This is a genomic window from Pyxidicoccus trucidator, from assembly GCF_010894435.1.
Taxonomy (GTDB): domain Bacteria; phylum Myxococcota; class Myxococcia; order Myxococcales; family Myxococcaceae; genus Myxococcus; species Myxococcus trucidator.
In genome coordinates this window covers 155,040-174,841 of sequence record NZ_JAAIXZ010000021.1, presented here as the reverse complement: position 1 = coordinate 174,841, position 19,802 = coordinate 155,040, and the positions used below count along the sequence as shown (strand labels likewise).

Here is a 19,802-nt window from a genome sequence, read left to right as displayed (position 1 = left end):
CGCAGCTACCTGGGCGCTACCAGATGCGGATGCGCTGCTCCGGCGCGAGGAAGAGCTGCTGCCCGGGCGCGACGTCGAAGGCCTGGTACCAGGCATCGAGGTTGCGCACCGTGGCCGCGCGGTACTCGCCGGGCGAGTGCCCGTCCGTCATCAGGACGCGGCGCAGCAGCTGCTCGCGGTACTTGTTGCGCCACACCTGGGCGAAGCCGAGGAAGAAGCGCTGGTCGCCGGTGAAGCCATCAATCACCGGCGCCTCCTTGCCTCCGAGCGACAGCTTGTAGGCGTCATAGGCCACCTGCGCGCCGCCCAGGTCCGCGATGTTCTCACCCAGCGTCAGCTTGCCATTGACGGACAGGTCGGGCAGCGGCTTGTAGGCGTTGTACTGCGCGGTGAGCGCCTTGCCCGCGGCCTCGAAGCGGGCCTCGTCCTCCTTCGTCCACCAGTTGGCCAGCTTGCCGTGCGCGTCGAACTTCGCGCCGATGTCGTCGAAGCTGTGGACGATTTCGTGGCCGATGATGGCGCCGATGCCGCCGTAGTTGACGGCCGGGTCCGCGTTCGCGTCGAAGAAGGGCGGCTGGAGGATGGCGGCGGGGAAGATGATGGAGTTCTGCTGCGGCGAGTTCAGCGCATTCACCAGGTGCGGCACCATGTACCACTCGGTCCGGTCCACCGGCTGGCCCAGCTTGCCCAGGTTGCGCTGGAGCTCGAAGAGCGACGCGCGCTCCGCGTTGCCATAGGCGTCACCGCGAACGACTTCCAGCCCCGAGTAGTCCCGCCACTTCGTCGGGTGGCCGATGCTGGTCTGCAGGGTGTTGACCTTCTCCCGGGCGCGGGCCCGCGTCTCGGGCGACATCCAGGTCAGTCCGTCCACGCGCTGGCCGAACGCGGCGACGATGTTGCGGACCATGGTGTCCGCCGCGGCCTTGACCTCGGGCGGGAAGTGCTTCTCCACGTAGAGCCGGCCCACGGCCATGCCCATGGCGGAGTTGGTGACGTCGATGGCGCGCTTCCAGCGGTCTCTCAGCTGCTTCGCGCCGGCCAGCGTCTTGCCGTTGAACGCGAAGCTCTCGTCGACGAAGGCCTTGGACAGGTAGGGCGCGCCACGGGAGATGGCGCGGAAGGACAGGTAGTCCTTCCAGGCCTGGAGCGGCTCGCTGCCCACCAGCTTGGAGATGCCCGTCAGCGCGCTCGGCTGCCAGACGAGGACCTGCGGCTGCTGCGCGAGGCCCGCGGCGGTGAAGTACGCGTTCCAGTCGAGGCCGGGGGCCTTCTTTGCGAACTGCTCGCGTGGCCAGGGGTTGTTCGTCTTGGTGATGTCGCGCGACTCGACCGGGGACCAGTGCGCCTTGGCGAGCTTCGTCTCCAGGTCGACCACCCGGGCAGCCCGGGCCTCCGGCTCGGACAGGCCCGCCAGCTTCAGCATGTTGGCGATGTGCTGCTGGTACGCCTGACGGACCTCTTTGAAGCGGGGGCTGTCGACGAGGTAGTAGTCGCGGTCCGGAAGCCCCAGTCCGCCCTGCAGCAGGTAGGGGGCATACCGCGTCGGGTCGTTCAGGTCCTCGGTCACCCAGAGGCCGAAGATGCGGTCCGTGGTGATGTCGCCCGTGTTGAGCGCGTCCACATCCGCGCGCAGACCCTTGCCCAGCTCGGTAGACAGCTGCTTCTTGTTGGAGAGGGCTGCAATCCGGTCCAGCTCGGGCTTGAGCGGCGCCACGCCCTTCGCCTCGATGGCGGCCTCGTCGAGGAAGCTGGCGAAGACGTTGCCAATCTTCCGGCCCTCGCTGCCCTCGGGCGCCTGGGTCTGCGCCTCAATCAGCTCGCGGGTGCGCTGGTCGGCCTGCTCCGCCAGCCGGGTGAACATGCCGTAGGTGGAGCGGTCGGCCGGAATCTCCGTCTTGTCGAGCCAGGTCCCGTTGGCGTGACGGTAGAAGTTGTCGCCCGGCTTGACGGACCTGTCCATGCCGTCGAGGTCGAAGCCGAAGGTGCCGTAGGTGGGCTTCGGCGTGGGGGCGGGAGCGGGGCTCTCCGCCGGAGGGGGCGTGGCGGGCTTCTCCGCTGGGGCGGAGGACGCGCACGAGGTCAACAGCGCGGAGGCACAGGCGACCAGCACTCCGCGCGCGGCACCCGGCATACGTCGGTGGTGGAATTTCAAGGTGAAGCTCCTGAACGAGAGACCACTGCGCCGGCCCAGGGGGGCCCCCGGGGCCTTCGAGACCTGGGGATATAGACGGTCTGGCGCATGTAGGGGTTGTGCCAACAGGGGAACGGGCGATTTCATCCCGCCCCGAATGTCGGATGTCGAGAACTTCCAACCCGCTGGCCCGTTGAGAGACGCCATGACCTTCCATGTCCCACGTGCGCTCGGCGCGCTCTTCAGCCTGGGGTTCCTCCTCCTCCTCGTCTTGGTGTCCCCCCGCGTCTTCGCGGCCCGGGCCACCACCCGCTCTCTCGGGGGCGCGGACCGGTACCTGACCTTCGTCACCACCGACAAGCCGCTCTACCGTCCGGGAGAGCAGGTGCTGGCGCGCGGCCTGGTGCTGGAGGCCCTCAGCCGCAAGCCCTACGGGGGCGCGGTCCAGGCGCAGGTGGAGCTGCGGGGGCCGAAGGGGGACGTGGTCTCCACCAGCATGGTGGCCACGCAGGACGCGGTCTGGGGCTTTGCCTGGGCCATTCCTCAAGGCCAGCCCGGCGGTGAGTACACCCTGCGCATCACCTACCCCTGGACCGGCGCGGCACCCGCCGAGCGCAAGTTCGACGTGCGCGCGTACCGGGCACCCCGGCTCAAGTCGCAGATTGAGTTCCTCCGCGACGGCTACGGGCCGGGCGACACCGTCAGCGCCACGCTGGACGTGAAGCGCGCCGAGGGCGGCGTGCCCGAGGGCGCGAAGGTCACGGCCACCGCGCTCGTCGACGGCGCCACCGTGGCGACGGTGCCGTGCACGGTGGATGGCAAGGGCCGCTGCACCGTCCGCTTCCCGCTGCCCGGGGCGCTGGAGCGCGGTGAGGGCACGCTCGCCTTCGCCATCCAGGACGGCGGCGTGGTGGAGACGGCGGCGAAGACCATCCCCATCCTCCTGCAGACGCTGGACCTGGCCATGTACCCGGAGGGCGGCGAGCTGGTGGCGGGGCTGGCCTCGCGCATCTACTTCGAGGCGAAGACGCCCGCGCGCAAGCCGGCGGACCTGGTGGGCGCGGTGGTGGAGGTCGGCACCGGCCAGGTGGTGGCACGGGTGCGCTCGGAGCACGAGGGGCGTGGCCGCTTCGAGCTCACTCCCAAGGCCGGCGCGAAGTACGCGCTGCGCATCGACGCGCCGTCGGGCATCCGGAAGACCTTCCCGCTCCCCGAGGTGAAGTCGACGGGCGCAGTCCTCCGCGTCCGTGAGGACGTGGTGCCCGCGGGCAAGCTGGTGCAGCTCAACGTGGGCCTGCGGGACGTGGGCCGGGCGACGGTGACGCTGAGCCAGCGCGAGGTGAGGGTCGCCTCGGCGGTGCTCGAGGGCGGGCAGGGCGGGCCGGTGACGCTGGACCCGGGCGACGCGGACGGCGTGCTCGTCGCCACGGTGTGGGACCACGACGGCAGGCCCCTCGCGGAGCGGCTGGTGTTCCGGCAGCCCTCGAAGGAGGTCACCGTCGAGCTGAAGGCGGACCGCAAGCGCTACGTGCCCGGCGGCCCGGTGCAGCTGACGGCCCGGACGACGCGGAACGGGCAGCCTGTCTCGGCGCTGGTGATGCTCACCGTCACCGACGACGCGGTGCTGGAGCTCCAGGAGAAGCGCGACCAGCTGCCCCAGCTCCCGGTGATGGTGCTGCTGGAGTCCGAGGTGAAGGAGCTGGCCGACGCGCAGCTCTACCTCGACCCGAAGCACCCGAAGTCCCGGCTGGCGGTGGACCTGCTGCTGGGGACGCAGGGCTGGCGGCGGTTCGCGCTGGCCGACAGCAAGAGCTTCCTCGCCCGTCACGGGGACGCGGCGATGCGCGTGCTCGCGGTGCGCTGGCCGCAGGAGCCCGTCAATCAGCGCCCGCGTCCCTCCTCCGGGCGGGGGACGGGTGTCGCCATGCCGAAGAAGGGGGGCGCCAGGCCCGCCGCGAACGAGCCCATCCCGGAGCGGATGGAAGAGCGCGAAGCGGAAGGGGCCGTCGATGACTTCGCCCCCGCGGCTCCGGCGCCCGTGCAGCTCGCGGCGGCGGCTCCCGCACCCCAGGCCCCCATGCCCGCGGGCCCCGCTCTCCAGCAGGTCCCCATGGCCGCCGCGAAGGAGGAGGCGGCGGCGGGGATGGCCTTCGCCGAGGAGGAGGCCCCGAGGGCCAAGGTGGCGCGGCGGAAGCGGGACAGGGACTTCGACGAGAGGATTGCCCTGCCGCAGGCCGCCTACGTCCGTGAGTACGCGCACATGGTGCGGCCGGGCCGCAAGCAGGGGGACCGGGTCGACTTCGCGGAGACGCTCTACTGGAACGCGGGCGTGCGCACCGATGCCCGGACGGGTGAGGTCCGTGTGTCCTTCGGGATGAGCGACTCGGTGACGACGTTCAAGGCCTTCGCCGGAGCGGTGGGCGCGGACGGCGCGCTCGGCTCGGCGGTGGCGGAGCTGGAGTCGGTGCAGCCCTTCTACGCGGAGCCGAAGCTGCCGCTGGAGGTCACCTCGGGTGACGTGGTGCGGCTGCCGGTGGCGTTGGTGAACGGCACGGAGTCGACGCTGACGGGCGCCGGGGTGAAGGTCGAGCTGAAGGGAGACGTGAAGGTCGCCGGGAGCGGGGCTGTGGACCTGGCGTCGCAGGCGCGGGCCCGTCAGCTCTTTTCGCTGGAGATTGGCCAGGAGGCCCGGCCGGTGGACGTGAAGCTCACGGCGCGCGCCGGCGACTACACGGACACCGTCACCCGCACGCTGTCCATCAAGCCGCGTGGCTTCCCGGGCCGCGTCTCGTTCGGCGGGCTGGTGTCGCCGAAGCAGCCGGTGTCGCACATGGTGGTGCTCCCGGAGAGCGTGGTGCCGGGCAGCATCCGGACGTCCATCGCCGTGTACCCGGGCCCGCTGGCCAACATGACGGAGTCCCTGGCCCGCCTCATCCAGGAGCCGAGCGGCTGCTTCGAGCAGACCAGCTCCACGACGTACCCGATGACGATGGCGCAGCAGTACTTCCAGACGCACACCGGGGTGAGCCCGGCGCTGGTGGTGGATGCGCGCGAGAAGCTGGAGCGGGGCTACCAGCGGCTGGTGGGCTACGAGACGCGGGAGAAGGGCTACGAGTGGTTCGGCGAGAGCCCGGGCCACGAGGCGCTCACCGCGTTCGGCCTGCTCCACTTCACGGACATGCGCCAGGTGCGCGACGTGGACAGCGCGATGCTGGAGCGGACGCGGGAGTGGCTGCTGGGGCAGCGCGACGGGCAGGGGGGCTTCAACCGCAAGCGCCGCGCGCTGCACGTGTGGGTGGAGGACCCGGACACCTCGAACGCGTACATCGTCTGGACGCTGCTGGAGAGCGCGGGCCAGCCGGCCGCCCAGGCCAAGGAGCTGTCCCGCGAGGTGGCCTCGGTGAAGGCCTCGGCGGCGAAGAGCACCAACAGCTACGTGCTGGCGCTGGCGGCCAACACGCTGTTCCTCGCGGGGGACAAGGGCGAGGCGAAGGCGCTGATGGGCCGGCTCGCGAAGCTGCAAGAGCAGAACGGTGTGGTGGGCGGCGGGACGCAGTCCATCGTCGGCAGCTCGGGGGATACGCTGAACATCGAGACCACCGCGCTGGCGGTGCTGGCCTGGATGCGCGAGCCCGCCTACGTGGCCAACGTGGAGCGCGCGATGAAGTACCTCGCGGAGTCGAGCGACGGCGGGCGCTACGGGGCCACGCAGAGCACGGTGCTCGCGCTGCGCGCCATCATCGCCTACGACAAGCTGCGCGCGTCGAAGCTCACGCCGGGCCTGGTGCGCGTCTACGTGGAGGGCCGTCCCGTGGGCGAGCCGGTGCGCTTCGACGGGTCCACGCAGGAGGCGCTCAAGCTCCCCGACGTGGGCGGGCTGCTCGGGGCGGGCGGGCGCCGCGTGGAGCTGCGCATGGAGGGTGGCGCGGAGCTGCCCTACTCGGTGGAGGTCACCTACAGCGCGCTGGTGCCCGACAGCTCGAAGGACACCCAGGTGGCGCTGGAAGTCACGCTGGCGAAGACGGAGCTCACCGAGGGCGAGCCGACCGAGGCGCGGGTGATGATTGCCAACCGCACGGGCCAGCGGCTGCCCACGGCGGTGGCCATCTTCGGCGTGCCGGGCGGGCTGGAGGTGCGGCATGACCAGCTCAAGGAGCTGGTGAAGCGGAAGGTCGTGGACGCGTACGAGGTGATCGGGCGCGACGTCGTCCTCTACTGGCGCGGCATGGAGCCCCGCAAGCGCATCGACGTGCCGCTGTCCCTGGTGGCCGCGGTGCCCGGCACGTACACGGGCCCGGCGAGCCGCGCGTACCTGTACTACGCGGACGAGCACAAGACGTGGAGCGAGGGCGTGAAGGTCGCCATCGCGCCCAGGCCGTAGTCCTCGTGGGGAGCCGGCCGGACGGGCGCACGCCGCCCTTCCGGCTCTCCCGTCACAACCGCTCCGAGGCGTCCTCCCTCCTCCCGGACAGGAGGAGGGACATGGCGATGAACCGTGGGGTGGGCAGTTCCTGGCATTGGATGGGTCTGGGGCTCATCACCGTCCTGCTTGGCGCTTGCAGCCAGGTGCAGCGGACCGTGGACGAGCAGGTGGCCGGAGTCGAAGAGTCCCTGGGCGGCGCGGGGACGGAGGAGGGGACGGGGGGCTCTGGCCCGGACGAGGAGGTGAAGGTGTCCACCAGGCACCGGAGCTCGCTCCCGAAGGACTTCTCGCGGGAGTGGTACGTGAGCCCCTCGGGCTCGGACAAGGCCGCGGGCTCGAAGTCGGCGCCGTTCCGCACCATCGGCCGCGCGTTGAAGGCGGTGGGGCCGGGGGAGGCCATCCAGGTCCAGCCGGGAGACTACGCCGAGAGTGTCGTCATCGACGGCTCCGTGAAGGCGGGGCGGAAGGACGCGCCCATCACCCTGCGAGCCTCGGGACGCGCGAGAATCTTCCCCGGAGCCAGGGGCGCGCTCGTGCAGGTCCGCAAGCCCTACTGGGTGGTGGACGGCTTCGAAATCGACGTGAAGGGGCAGTCGCGCTTCGCCGTCGTCTTCGAGGGAAACACCGAGGGCTCCGTGCTGGCCGGCTCGCACATCCACCACGGCACGCTGGGTGGCGGAGTCACCACGTACGGTGGGGCGCGCGGCGTCACCATCCAGGACAACCACATCCACGACTTCCGGAAGAAGCCCCAGGGTGACTCGCACGGCGTGGTCGTCCAGGCGACCTCGCGGGACATCACCCTCCGTGGCAACGACATCCACGACAACTCGGGTGACTCGGTGCAGTGCCTCAAGCCGGACGGGGCCGGGCAGACGCCCGCTCGCGGGGTGGTCATCGAGGACAACCGCCTCTACTCGAGCGACGAGAACGCGGTGGACATCAAGACGTGCCGCGACGTCGTCGTGCGCGACAACGACATGCATGGCTTCCGGAAGTCCCGCAGCTCGGCGGGGGAGGCGGTGGTCGTCCACTACTCCGCGCGCAACGTCCTCGTGGAGGGCAACCGCATCTCCGACTCGGGGCGGGGTATCTCCGTCGGCGGTGTGAAGGACGGCAACCAGCCGAGCCCGACCGGAGTGGAGGTGAAGGACAACCGCATCACCAACATCTCCAAGGAGGGCGGCGGCGATGGTGTCGGCATCCGCGTGGAGAATGCCCGGGACGTGACGGTGGAGGGCAACACCATCGACAAGACGGAGGGCTACGGGATGATGCTCGGCCTGGGGGCCAACAACGCGCCCAGCGAGAACCTGACGGTCCAGGAGAACGTCGTCCGGGGGCGGAACCTCGTGAGGCTGGGCAAGCACCGCCCGGGCCTGCGCATGGACCGGAACCGCTACTCCCGGGGCGGGCTGTTCAAGGCCGACCCGAAGGAGGTCCAGGACCTGACGGCGTGGAAGAGCGTCTCTGGCGTGGATGGAACATCCGTCACGGTGCCCTGACTGTTCTTCGTGCAGGAAGGCGGGCGGCGCGCGATAACCCTCCGGGCGTGCGTGCCCCCCGGCACGACACGAGCGACATTATCCCCGGAGGCGTGAGCACATGGCCTGGCAGATGCCCGACGAGCCCTTTGTCGACCCGGATCCCGGGTCCTCCGTGGAGACCATCATCGTGCCGCGCACGCGCGACCTCGGTGATGGCTTCGAGGTGCGCCGGGCGCTGCCCTCGGTGCGGCGCCGCATGGTCGGCCCCTTCATCTTCTTCGATCAGATGGGGCCGGCGGTGTTCCGCTCGGGGCACGGGCTGGACGTGCGGCCACACCCGCACATCGGCCTGGCCACGGTGACGTACCTCTTCGAGGGGGAAATCCTCCACCGCGACAGCCTGGGGACGGTGCAGACCATCCAGCCCGGCGCGGTGAACTGGATGGTGGCCGGACGCGGCATCGCCCACTCGGAGCGCACGCCCCCGGGCCTGCGCGAGACGGGCGGGCGGCTCTACGGCATTCAAATCTGGGTGGCCATCCCCAAGCAGCTCGAGGAGAGCGCCCCCGGCTTCGCCCACACGCCCGCGGACGCGCTGCCAGTGGTGGAGGACGCGGGCACTCGGGTGCGGGTGATTGCTGGAGGGCTGTATGGCGTCCGCTCGCCGGTGAGCACGCCGTCGGAGCTCTTCTACGCGGACGCGGTGCTCGCGGCCGGCGCCCGCCTCCAGGTGTCCGCGAGCCACGAGGAGCGCGCGGTGTACGTGGCGGAGGGCGGGGTCGAGCTCGGGGGCGAGGTCTACGGAAAGGGCCAGCTCCTGGTGCTGCGGCCCGGCGCGGAGGTGGTGCTCACGGGCCCGGGCGCGGCGGGTGGCCGGGTCCTGCTCTTCGGAGGCGAGCCCATGGATGGGCCGCGCCACATCTGGTGGAACTTCGTCTCCAGCTCGCGGGAGCGCATCGAGCAGGCGAAGGAAGACTGGCGGGCCAGTCGCTTCGGCCCGGTCCCCGGAGAGACGGAGTTCATCCCGCTCCCGGAGCCCGAGCCCACGGGCGTCGTGCGCTACCCGTGACGCCGCGCGCGGCAGCTACCGCGTGAGGTTCACGTTGTACTCGCCGTCGCCCGACGTGGCGGTGCCCGTCACCGTGGTGCTGCCTGCCACGCGGCGCACCTTGCCGGTGCCGTCGTCCTCGATGTCACCGGCGAGAGTCAGGCTCAGCGTGACGCCGCCCGCCAGGTCGCCCGTCATCTGGAAGGTGCCCGTGAGCGTGCCGGTGAAGGTGCCATTGGGGATGTCGCGGAGATTGAGGTCCAGCTGCGGCTGGGTCGCCGTCTCGGGGGTCGACGCGTAGGTGATGTTCACCGGGTCCTCGTCTTCGCCCACTTCGATCTCCCCGTCGGAGTAGCTCGTCATCCCCACGCGCAGTCGCATGCCCTTGTTGGCGGAGGCCCCCTGGTCGACCTGCCCGGAGATGAGCAGCGTTCCGGACGTGTTGCCGGGGGTGGACTGCGGGGGGATGTTCGCGCTCGACGCGGCATTGAAGCCGTCGAAGCCAAGCTGCAGGGCCTTGCTGATGGACTCGTCGAGTCCCAGGTACGCGAGCCGGGCCTGCTCGTCGGAGCTGACCTCGTCGTCACCACAGGCCGTCAGGCCCGCGGACAGGAAAACGGCGCACGCGACAGCGCTCACTACACGCGAGAGGAATGGGGGCATTCCGTCTGTCTAACCTGGACACAACGGCTTGCACCACTCGCGCGGAGGCACGGAAAAAAGTGGGCCTGGCGTGTGGCCGAACGGCCTTACAGAGGGTCCGTTCCTGCGTACAGCTTCATGTATCTGCGCGCCTCCTCCGCCGAGGGTCCTTCGGGCTCCAGCGCGAGGTGGTGCGTGAAGTGTTTCATTGCGTCCTGGCGGTTGCCCCTGCGCTTGTAGATGCGGGCCAGCTCCAGATGACACTGGGCCTGCGACCTGTCGTGTCGCAGGCACTGCTGGAACCACCCCATGGCCCGGGTGTCGTCCGCGCGCGAAATCCAATACAGGCCGTTCTCGAGCGCGATGCGCGTCTCGTCCTCGGGGGAGGGCACCTGGGCCGCGGGCTCCGGCGCGGACGGTGCCGCCGGCGTGGGCGTCGCGAGGACGGGCGTCCCTGTCTCAGGCGTCGCGGTCTCGGGCGTCCCGGTGGAGGGCTCCGGCGCGCGAGGCTCGGCGCCGGACGGACTGGACGCGGTGCCCGGGAGCGCGGACGGAGGAGTGGGCTCCGGGGGCTTCCGGGCGTGCCCGACCCAGAACACGGTCGTCCCCACCATTCCCAGGACACCCACGACGAGCGCGCCCAGGAGCGCGGAGCGGCGCAGCAGGCGCGCCCGGAATCGAGAGCTCAGGCTCGGGCGGGTCGAGGGCTCGGAGGGCGTCGCGGAAGCGGACGCGCGGGCAGGGACAGGCGCCAGCGGCGCATCCACCTGCGGGCTCCTTTCCACCAGCGCGGGTCTCCCGGCCGGTGAAGCCCGGGGTGGGCTCAATGGCGTCAGGGCCCGGGGCGCCCCTGCCGCGGGCGCCGGAGGGCTCCGTCCACGCCAGGACTGGAGCAGCGAGAGGAAGTCCGCCGGAAGCTGGGGCGCGCGCTTCATCGCGGTGAGCTCTTCCTGGAAGAGCCAGCCCATGAAGTGCTTGCGCGCGTTGGCCGGGAAGCGGGGCGCGTGGGCCCCCATCCAGTCGGACAGGGATTGCTGAAGGGCCTCGGCGCTGAGGTAGCGCTGGGCCTTCGAGGTGGCCAGCGCGAGCCGCAGGATGCCTTGCAGGTCGGAGTCCAGCGCGGGGTTGAGCGTGAGGGGAGGGATGAGCGCTCCCTCGGACACGCGGCGCATGATCTCGAACTCGTTGGCGCCATCCACCGGTCGCTGGCCGCAGAGCATCTGGTACAGCACCGTGCCCACCGTGTAGATGTCGGAGCGCGCGTCCAGCGTCTCGCCGCGGGCCTGCTCCGGCGAGAAGTAGATGTACTTGCCCTTGACGATGCCCACCTCCGTCTCCGGCCGGCCCTTGAGTCGCGCCTTGGCGATGCCGAAGTCGGTGAGCTTGACCTCCCCCTCGTAGCTCAGCAGGACGTTGTCCGGAGAGAGGTCCCGGTGCACCACGCCGAGCGGCTCGCCCTTCGCGTCCAGCCGGGTGTGGGCGTGGTGCAGCCCCCGGCACATCTCCAGGGCGATGCCCACCGCGAGCGGCACGGGGATGCCGCCCAGGCCCTTCGCCTTCGCGGCCTTGAGCACCCGGGCCAGCGTGTGCCCATCCACCAGCTCCATGGCCAGGAAGTACTCGTTGTCCACCTGACCGAAGTCGAACACCTGCACGATGTTGCCGTGGCTCAGCCCCACCGAGATTCGCGCCTCGTTGAGGAACATCTGCACGAAGGCCGGGTCCTCGGCGTACGTGCCCAACACGCGCTTGATGACCACGGGCTTCGTGACGCCCGGCGCCGCGGTGTAGAGCGCCCGGTACACGACGGCCATTCCGCCGCTGCCCAGGCGCTCCAGGAGCTCGTATTTGCCGAATCGGAGGGCCCGGGTGTCGCTCACGCCGGCGGAAGCTACCAGGGCTCCTGCCCAATCGGGGAACTCGGGGCTGGGTGGCCGTGTTGGCTTTTGATGGGAACTGGGACGCGCCACGGGGTGCGCGTTTGCAGTCCCGGTGCCATCCGGCCCCACGGCCATCCGGGAGGGGAAGGCACGGCCCGGCGACGTGCCGGGTAGCGCCACAGGTCACAGGCCGGGCCGGGCTGTGACTTCCGGCGCTACATCCCGGGTGGGTACGACGTGCGCTGGGGCAGGCGCGTCAGCGGGTGGGCTCGTCTCCCAGGCCCCTGCACTCCACCACGCGCCCCATCTCCCGGCGCAGGGGCAGCGTCGTGACGTCCGAGAACCGGCCTTCGCAGTCCTCGACGTCGCCGCACTCCTCCTCGCCGCCCTTGGTCACCTCCAGCGTGTCCCCTGACTGGGAGAAGGCGCAGCTCCTGCTGCCTCCCGCGTACCAGGGGTAGCTCATGCAGAGCTCGGGCTTCACGGGCAGCCCGGCGGGCGGGAACAGCGCGTACGTCGTCTCGCACAGCATCCCATCCATCCGGCAGTCCGTGGTGCCGACGATGCAGGTGATGGGCTCGAACTTCTTCGCGCCGTCCTGGGCCGAAGCCAGCTCGACGGTGACCCTGGCATCGTGCCGGGCCTGCTCGCCCCAGCGGATGGCGTGGCCATCGAGCGGCTGGATCTTGTCGTCATGCTGCCACCGGATGATGTCCGCGTCCTTCCCCTGGAAGTAGAGGCGCTCCTCGGCCGGCGCACGCGCCTTGCCGCCGCCCTTCGGGGTGGTGGCATAGAAGGCGAAGAACAACACGTCGTTCTGGAAGAAGAACTGGCGCTCCCGCTCGCTGGCGCCCTCGCGGCTGGTGACCATGAGCTTTCGCAGCCGGGTGTCCTTGTCGGTGGACAGCTCCCAGGACTGCAGCCGCGACCAGCCGGCTTGACGCGCCGGGTTCCGCACATCCATCCGAGGGGGCGTCGCGCTCTCCACCTGGAGCCTCGTGAACAGGCCCCGTATCTCCCGGATGCGCGCCTCGAGCTGTGCCTGTGCCTCCTTCTCGGCTTCGGCCTGCGCCCGGGCCTTCGCTCGGTCCTCGGCCTCCAGCCGGGCCACATGCTCGGCCTGGGCCCTGGCTGCATCCTCCGCCCCCGCGTCCTGACCGGAGGCAGGGTGGGAGACGCTGAGACACAAGAGCAGCAGGAGCGCGGTTCGTGGACTCATGCCCGCAGGCTACAACGGGACGTGGGTGGGAGTGCCCTGCCTCGCGGGGCACCTCCACCCACCGATTTGCGTCAGCTACCCGTCACTGCTCCGTGAAGGTGGCGCCGCCGGGGACCACCCGCATCACGTCCATCCAGCCCAGCGTGTCGTTGTGCGCCGGCTGCGCGACGGCGGCGAAGCGCAGGCTGAGCATACCGACGTGGTCGACCTTCTCGAAGGTGTACTCCAGCTCGTTGGTGCTCGCGAAGTAGAGGGGCGAGTCATACGACTCACTGAGCCGCAGGTCGTAGCGCACGGCTCCCGGAGACTGCGTCCAACGCACCGCCAGGGGCGAGCCGGAGGGGCGGTGGGCCTCGGCCTCCACCGTCAGGTCGAAGGCACCCGGCACATGGAGGGTGCGGCACAGCACCTCATCCTGGCGCATCACCCGCAGCTCCAGCGTGTCGCCCAGCCTCTCGGGTCCCATCGAGATGATGCCGTTGTGGAAGGCACCCATCTGGTTCACGTACGGCACGTTCCACCCGGCAATCGTCACCTTCGCGTCCGTCACGTGCACCCCGTGGTCCTTGACCTCGGCGCGCACCTCGCTCGACTCCCAGCCGAAGAAGGCCGCCGGGTACCGCGAGAGCTCACCGTCCACCGTCAGGCCGCTGCCCTCCGTCACCCTGTCGCACGCCGTGAAGGCCAGCGGCATCTCGAACACCCGCCGCACCACCAGCCCGGCGTTCTCCTCCGTCGCGGACACCGCTGTGACTCGCAGCACCGCGGAGCCCTCGTGCGCACTGGGGGCGAGCTTCAACCAGCGGTTCTCTGTCACCCCGGACGCGAGCACCTGGTCGTCGGCGACCACCGCCACCTCGTAGCGGGACGCGCCCTGGGCCTCGGTCCATGCCGCATGGATGTCGGCGCCGGGGCTGTAGCTCATGGGCACGGTAGGCGAGGACACCCGGAAGTCCGCGGGCACCACCACCGTCCGCGCGACTTCCTCGTCGCCCTGGAGCGCCGTCACCGTCACCAGCCCGCTGTCGAGCAGCGCCGAGGCCTCGTCGAGGCGGAGCGTGTAGCGGCCCAGCGCGGCGTCGTACGTCGCGTCCTGGCCTCCCACGGAGACGCGGGCGTCCTGCACGGGCAGCGCATCTCGCAGGACCTCCAGCGACACATCGGCCCGGGTGCCGTGGATGTGGAACTCGCCCGCCAGCTGGAGCGCGCTCTCCACGGGTTCCTCATCGCCCAGACCGCACGGAGCCTGCTCCGTGGTGTCGTCCCATGCCGCCTCGCAGACGAACGCGTCGAGCAGCTTGTCGTCCTGCAGCGCCATCGGGATGGGGGTGGTGAGCGGCACCACGTCCGAGGAGAGGTTGTCGGTGAGGCGCACCAGGTTGAAGCCCTGCTCCAGTCCGGCGGTGGGCGACTGCTTGGACTCGACGTAGACCACCATGAACGCGGGGGGCTGCGTCCACGCGAGCGACGCGCCCAGCACCCGGTCCACCGGCTTGCCATCCGCGGGGATGGTGTCCAGCGTGGCGTTGCCGTTGCGGTCGCTGTAGGCGAGCAGGATGCCCACGGCGCCCTTGCCATTCAGGCCCTGACCGAGCTGCACGAGCGCCTCCGAGGGCGGCGCGCTCGTCACGTTGAAGGTGTAGTCCGTGGGGAAGCCGCCCGAGTACGCCACGCCCTCGGTGAGGATGCCGCGAGGGTTGCTCAGCGGGCCGGACTGCTCGGAGAGGAGGGAGGGGTACCACGCGAGCGCGAGGCGCACGGGGCCGCTCACTTCGGTGCCCGACGTCGGCGTGAATTGCCCCCGGAGGGTGGCCTTCGGCGTCTCGACGGGCGGCGGCTCCTGGCTCGGAGGCGGCTTGGGCTGGGGGCCGCTGTCTCCGCAGGCGGACAGGGAGAAGAGGGCGCACATCAGGAGGCTGCGGGTGCTGCGGGACGTCGCGGTCATCTGGAAGCTCCGGTTCGAGAGAGAGGCCCCGGAGGTCCGAGGCGCTCACGTCTTGAAGACCGGGCGACCCATTATTTTTGGGAACCGCTTTATTTTCAGGGCACCACGGTGAGCGACAGGGTGCGCACGTTCTGCACGGCGAGAGAGCCCAGCAGGTCCTGCTCCGAGGGCCGCGACTCGGCGGCGACCCGCAGCGTCGCGGGGCCCTCGTACGACACGGGGCCCAGGCTCGCGGTCGTCTCGGACACATAGGCCTGGTACAGCAGCATGTCGTCCGGGGCGACCAACAGCGCGCTGTAGGCGATTGCGCCGGTGGCGGCTGTCCAGGCCACGTCGAACTCCACATCGCGCCGCACCCGCGCTCCGTCGGAAGGTGCGGTAACGGTGAAGCCCTCGGGCACGGTGAGCAGCCGACGGGTGACGAGGTCTCCCCAGCGCACCACCAGCTCCACGGTGCCGCCCTCGGTGAGCAGCGAGGAGTCCGCCTCCTTCAGGTAGTGGCCGAAGTGGCTGACCTCGAACGGCACGGTGCGTCCACCGAGGGTGACGGTGGCATCACTCAGCCGCTCGTCATCGCGCGTGACGTAGACATCCACGGACGCGGTGCGGCCCTCGAGTGACACCACGCCCTCGACACGCAGCGTACCGGGCGGCGGTGGGGGTGGCTCGAAGGACAGCCCGCAGGGAAGCTCCGACTCGGGCAGCCCGTCCCACGCGGCCTCGCACGCGAGGAGGTCCAGCAGCCCGCTCCCGGCGCTCAGCGCGAGGGGGATGGGCGTGTTGAGCGCCACCACACCGCCGCTCTGCGGCGTGAGGTGCACCAGGTTGAAGCCGCGCCGCAGCCCCGTGTCCGGCTCCTGCGCCTCTTCGAGGTACAGCACCACGTACGAGTCGAGCCCACCCCACGAGGAACCCACCACCCTGTCCCTCGTCGCCGTGCCACCATCGGCCGGTATCGGGTCGAGCCGTTGGTTGTCATTCACGTCGCGGTAGGCGAGCAGGAATCCCGTCGCGGCGCGCCCTCGGATGCTGCCCCCCACCGCCACGCGCGCATGCTCCGGGGGCGGCTGATGGAGCGGCAGCGCGAAGTCCGCGGGGAACGTGGCCTTGAAGGGCACGTCCTCGGTGAGGATGGCGGCGGGCGCGCTCGGCGGCGCGGCGGTGTCGTCCACCACGGTCGGGTACCACGCCAGCGTCAGGCGCACCGGGCCATCGGGCCGGTCGGCCGCGGAGAGGCTCGCCTGGCCCCGGAGGGTGACGAGGGGCTCGCCCGCGTACGTCGTGTCCACGGGCTGGCCACAGGCGGCGACGAGGAGGAGGGAGAGCAGCCCCAGGGGGTGGCGGCGCATGCGACGTGTCCTCTCAGAAGCGGAAGCCCGCGCCCGCGGAGGCGAGCGGCGCGAGGCGCAGGGGAGCCACTCCCTCGCTGGAGGGCGGCAGGTAGCGCACGAGCAGCTGCCCTTGGAGGAGCGCGAAGGTGGGACCGGGCAGCGGCACCTCCAGGCCCACCACGGGGCCGGCCGCCACGCCCAGCGCGCTGCGCGGGGCCAGCGGGGGCACGCCCATCGTGTCCTGGATGTCCTCTTCCCTGTCACGCAGGAAGGACTGCCGCAGGCCCGTGAGCTCCACGGACAGGCCCACGTGGGGCACCAGCGCCCACTCCAGCCAGCGGTAGCCCGCGGACGCGCCCAGCCCCAGCGCGCCCTCGGTGATGCCGAGCCCCACGCCCCGGTAGCGGGCGCGTGTACCCGACACCGTGCCCAGCGCCCACCACGCGCCCTGCGTGTGCCGGTAGCCCAGCGCGGCCGACACGCGGGTGCCCGTTCCGGGAATGGCCGCCCCCTCCACGCGCCCGAGCGCGAGCACCGCCGCGCTCTTGAGCTCCAGTGCGCCGCCCTTCACCGCGACCTCCTGGTAGCGCCGCCACTCCAGCGCGGACTCGTTCACCTGCCGCTCGCCGCCGAAGGGCAGCTCCACCTCCAGCAGGCCGGTGCTCGCCCCGGCGCGCTTGCGCACGAGGTAGCGCCCCGGAGGCACCGCGATTCGCAAGGGACGGCCGGGCTGCTTCTCCACCTCGGCGACGACGTCCGGGCGGGGGCGGCTGGACACCACGTAGCGCCCCGACGCGGCGGCGGGGAAGACGAGCGCGCTCCGCGCCACCGAGGGCTCCGTAAGGACCAGCTCGCCCGTGCCGGCCAGCTCCAGCGCGTACGCGGGGTGCTGCCCCGCACCGGCCGCGCCCGCTACCGTGCGCCGGTAGGAATACGTGTACGCCTCGGAGAGGGACACCTTGCCATCCGCGTCCGCGTCCGCGTCGCCGCGCAGGCCCGTGAGCAGGTGGTGTGTGAAGAGCGAGCCCTGGAGGGAGTCCCACTCCTCGCTCAGCTCCGCCGGGCCGCTCGACGAGATGACCACCTGACCGTGCAGTGGCAGCTTCTCCAGCGCGACGTCATAGGCCGGCGCAGCGCGGCCGCCCTTCTTCTGGGCGAGCGTGCCACTCTCGCACGCGTCGACCACCACCACGGTGAGGCGCGCGCCGGCCTTGCGCGCGGTGTCGCGCAGCTCGGTGAGCGGCAGGTGCGTGCCGGCCAGGTGCAGCATCCCGGCCTTCGCGTGCGAGGAGACGTAGACCACCAGCACCGGGTCGTGGCCTTCGCCACGCAGCTCGGCGATGCGGCCCGCCACCTCCGCGAGCTTCTGGCGCACGTCCTGCGCCGATGCATCCACCAGCACCGACGCCCGGTCCGCGCGCACGCCACCCAGCTCGACGAAGAGCTGGCGCACCCGGGCCGCGTCGTCATCCGCGAAGCGCAGCACCGCGTCGTCCGGGTCTCCCACGTTGGCGCCGATGGACACGAGCAGGCGCACGGTCTCCGCCGGCGCCAGGGCCGGCCACAGGAGCACGAGCAGCAGGGACAGCCACCGCATGGTCAGGGAGCCTTGCGCAGGCGCAGCGTGGAGACGCGGCAGCCGTCGCAGGTGAGGGTGGGCGCGGCGCGGCCCGCCTGCTCACGCAGTTGGGCGAGCAGCGGTTCCGCCTGGAGCGGGCGCGGGGAGAAGACGGCGAAGAGCCACTCCGTGCCCGGCGCGTCGTCCAGCTCCACGCTGCCGGGCAGGAAGTCGCGCTGGCCGGCGGCGAGCGGTGCGGAGGTCGTGCCGTCGAACGGATGGAAGACGCTCGCGCCGCCCCGGCCGTCCAGCTCCAGCACGAGCAGGTGCCCGGCCTCGGGCGCCTCGTAGGCGAAGCGCAGCCGGTCTCCCGCCTTCACGGTGCTGTCCTGGGCCAGTGGGGCGGCTTCCGCGCCCGCGCGTGCGGCCACCACGCGGAAGGCGTCTCCCTTCCAGGTGACACCGGGGCCTTCCTGGAGCAGGCGGGGGCCGACCACCAGCACCAACACGAGCACGGGCACCACGGCGGCGAGCACCGGAAACAGGCGGCGCCAGGGCGACGGCGCGCGGGCGGGTGCCTCCTCGCGGCGCTCGAGCTGGCGCAGGAAGCGGTCCGTCGGGCGGGCGCGGAGGAAGGCGTCCCGGCCGGTGGTGAGCGCGTCGAGCTGCGCGCCGCATGCGGCACACCCCTTCACGTGGGCGCGCGTCGCGTCCGGCGTGGGCTCGCCGGCCGAGAGGGCTTCGAGCACGGCGGCGGGAGGGCACTCGGGCCCGCGAGGAGAGGGGGGGAGGGGAGCGGTCATCGTGGGGCCTCGTTGCCGCGTCCGCCGAAGAGCTGGCGGATGCGGTCCTCGAATGTCTTGAGCTTCTTGCCGACAGTCTTCCGCGAGAAGCCCGTCTGCTCGGCCACCTCTTCCTGCGTGTAGCCGTCCAGGTAGTGGAGCACGCCGATGGTGCGCGTCTTGCCGTCCAGCGTGCGCAGCGCGGCGCCGAGCAGCGCGCGCCGGTCCGCGTCCTCGGTGGAGCCGCCGCCGCGCTCCTCCAGGGCGGCGAGCTGGGACTCCTCGGCCACGGGCTCACGGCCGCGCTTCTCCATCAGGTCGAAGCAGCACCGGGCTGCCACCGTGTAGAGCCAGGCGAGCGTGGCCTCGCCCTCGCGCGGCGGGCCGTAGCGCTTCACCCGGAGGAAGGTCTCCTGGAGCGCGTCCTCGGCGTCCTCGGGGCGACGGACCAGTTGCATGCACCGTCGGTGCACGAGGAAGCCATAGCGCTCGTAGAGCTGACCCAGCCACGCGTCAGCCATGGCGCGCGCCTCCAGGTCTGGCCTTCCGGGCAATGGGACTCACGGCGGTGCACTCCTTCTGGAGAGAAGACCGCCCGACCACCGGAAAATGGGAACCCCCCTCTTTCAGCAGCCGGGATGCCGACACGGCCCCACAGCATCCGCCATCGGGCGTACGGGGGCCAGCCACGCGGGGCGTATCACTGGCACGTCCAGGGCGCCCGCCACCACGGCGGGCGCCGGCCTTACGGACGCCTCGTCAGTTCTTCACGACGGTGGTGATGGTCAGCGGCGTCGGGGTGCCGATGAACGTCCCGGAGGTGGTGGTGCACGGCATGGGGACCTGCGAGAAGTCCGCGGCGTAGTAGCCGTACGTGGAGCCATTGCCCTTCTCGTAGAACTCACTGCCGTCCGGGAGGACGACCTTCCAGACGTAGTTGATGCTCGTGTACGACGTCGACGAGCGCGCCCGGATGACGCCCGTCACCGTGGTGCCCCAGTGGTACGGGGCCGTTGCCGGCGCCTCGACAGTCACCGCCGCCGGCGCCCAGGCGAACGGGGTGGTGCCCGACATCCCGCCCCAGCCGTAGATGAGGAACACGCTGGTGCCCCAGGGCAGGTCCTGGTTGCGGTAGGCGAAGGTGATCTCCGCCTGCGAGGTGCTGAAGTAGCCGCACGTGTTGAGCACTGTCCGTGCCTGCACCCACTGCTCCCCAGCCAGGGCGGAGGTGGAGGTGAGCAGCAGGGCGAGCACGAGCGCGTGGCGGGAAAGCCGGGACATGTTGGAACTCCAGTGAGAGGGGGGACAACCGCGCCCATCTACCAGAGCGGGGGGCGCACCTCCACGATGGCCCGC

The 19,802-nt window shown here is 71.2% G+C and carries 13 protein-coding genes; 3 read left to right on the top strand and 10 right to left on the bottom strand.

What is annotated here, in order from left to right:
* Positions 1 to 16: 16 nt before the first annotated feature.
* A complete protein-coding gene (locus G4D85_RS40395; RefSeq protein WP_164019590.1) occupies positions 17 to 2,152 on the bottom strand; it encodes a M13 family metallopeptidase in 2,136 nt (711 codons plus the stop codon).
* A 184-nt stretch (positions 2,153 to 2,336) separates the two neighbouring features.
* On the opposite strand from G4D85_RS40395, the gene G4D85_RS40390 reads away from it, so the two are divergent.
* The 3 genes from G4D85_RS40390 to G4D85_RS40380 all read left to right on the top strand — a co-directional run bounded on the left by G4D85_RS40390 (position 2,337) and on the right by G4D85_RS40380 (position 9,110).
* Entirely contained in the window at positions 2,337 to 6,512 is a 4,176-nt protein-coding gene (locus tag G4D85_RS40390; RefSeq protein WP_205525916.1) for an MG2 domain-containing protein, read from the top strand.
* 101 nt (positions 6,513 to 6,613) lie between these two features.
* Positions 6,614 to 8,059: a right-handed parallel beta-helix repeat-containing protein gene (locus G4D85_RS40385; RefSeq protein WP_164019588.1), complete on the top strand. Its 1,446-nt coding sequence runs from the start codon at positions 6,614 to 6,616 to the stop codon at positions 8,057 to 8,059.
* A gap of 100 nt (positions 8,060 to 8,159) precedes the next feature.
* Positions 8,160 to 9,110 (top strand): pirin family protein, encoded by a 951-nt coding sequence (locus tag G4D85_RS40380; protein ID WP_240359788.1) that lies wholly within the window; start codon positions 8,160 to 8,162, stop codon positions 9,108 to 9,110.
* Between the two features lie 15 nt (positions 9,111 to 9,125).
* On the opposite strand, the gene G4D85_RS40375 is transcribed toward G4D85_RS40380, so the two are convergent.
* The 9 genes from G4D85_RS40375 to G4D85_RS40335 form a co-directional block, all read right to left on the bottom strand.
* Positions 9,126 to 9,752, bottom strand: coding sequence for a hypothetical protein (locus G4D85_RS40375; RefSeq protein WP_164019587.1), 627 nt, complete (start codon positions 9,750 to 9,752; stop codon positions 9,126 to 9,128).
* Positions 9,753 to 9,838: 86 nt separating this feature from the next.
* Positions 9,839 to 11,611 carry a serine/threonine-protein kinase gene (locus G4D85_RS40370; protein WP_240359787.1) on the bottom strand — a complete coding sequence of 591 codons (1,773 nt, stop codon included), beginning with the start codon at positions 11,609 to 11,611 and terminating at the stop codon, positions 9,839 to 9,841.
* A gap of 256 nt (positions 11,612 to 11,867) precedes the next feature.
* Positions 11,868 to 12,830 carry a GreA/GreB family elongation factor gene (locus tag G4D85_RS40365; protein WP_164019586.1) on the bottom strand — a complete coding sequence of 321 codons (963 nt, stop codon included), beginning with the start codon at positions 12,828 to 12,830 and terminating at the stop codon, positions 11,868 to 11,870.
* Positions 12,831 to 12,912: 82 nt separating this feature from the next.
* Positions 12,913 to 14,775: a hypothetical protein gene (locus G4D85_RS50470; protein ID WP_164019585.1), complete on the bottom strand. Its 1,863-nt coding sequence runs from the start codon at positions 14,773 to 14,775 to the stop codon at positions 12,913 to 12,915.
* 95 nt (positions 14,776 to 14,870) lie between these two features.
* Positions 14,871 to 16,124, bottom strand: coding sequence for a hypothetical protein (locus tag G4D85_RS40355; RefSeq protein WP_164019584.1), 1,254 nt, complete (start codon positions 16,122 to 16,124; stop codon positions 14,871 to 14,873).
* Positions 16,125 to 16,137: 13 nt separating this feature from the next.
* Complete coding sequence (locus tag G4D85_RS40350; RefSeq protein WP_164019583.1) at positions 16,138 to 17,703, bottom strand: caspase family protein; 1,566 nt, start codon at positions 17,701 to 17,703, stop codon at positions 16,138 to 16,140.
* A gap of 2 nt (positions 17,704 to 17,705) precedes the next feature.
* Positions 17,706 to 18,467, bottom strand: coding sequence for a DUF4384 domain-containing protein (locus tag G4D85_RS40345; RefSeq protein ID WP_164019582.1), 762 nt, complete (start codon positions 18,465 to 18,467; stop codon positions 17,706 to 17,708).
* Entirely contained in the window at positions 18,464 to 18,967 is a 504-nt protein-coding gene (locus G4D85_RS40340) for an RNA polymerase sigma factor (RefSeq protein ID WP_164019581.1), read from the bottom strand. The genes G4D85_RS40345 and G4D85_RS40340 overlap by 4 nt, the downstream gene beginning before the upstream one ends.
* Positions 18,968 to 19,205: 238 nt before the next feature.
* The gene (locus G4D85_RS40335; RefSeq protein ID WP_164019580.1) at positions 19,206 to 19,727 is read right to left on the bottom strand and encodes a hypothetical protein; all 522 of its coding nucleotides are present in this window, start codon (positions 19,725 to 19,727) and stop codon (positions 19,206 to 19,208) included.
* Between the last annotated feature and the right edge of the window lie 75 nt (positions 19,728 to 19,802).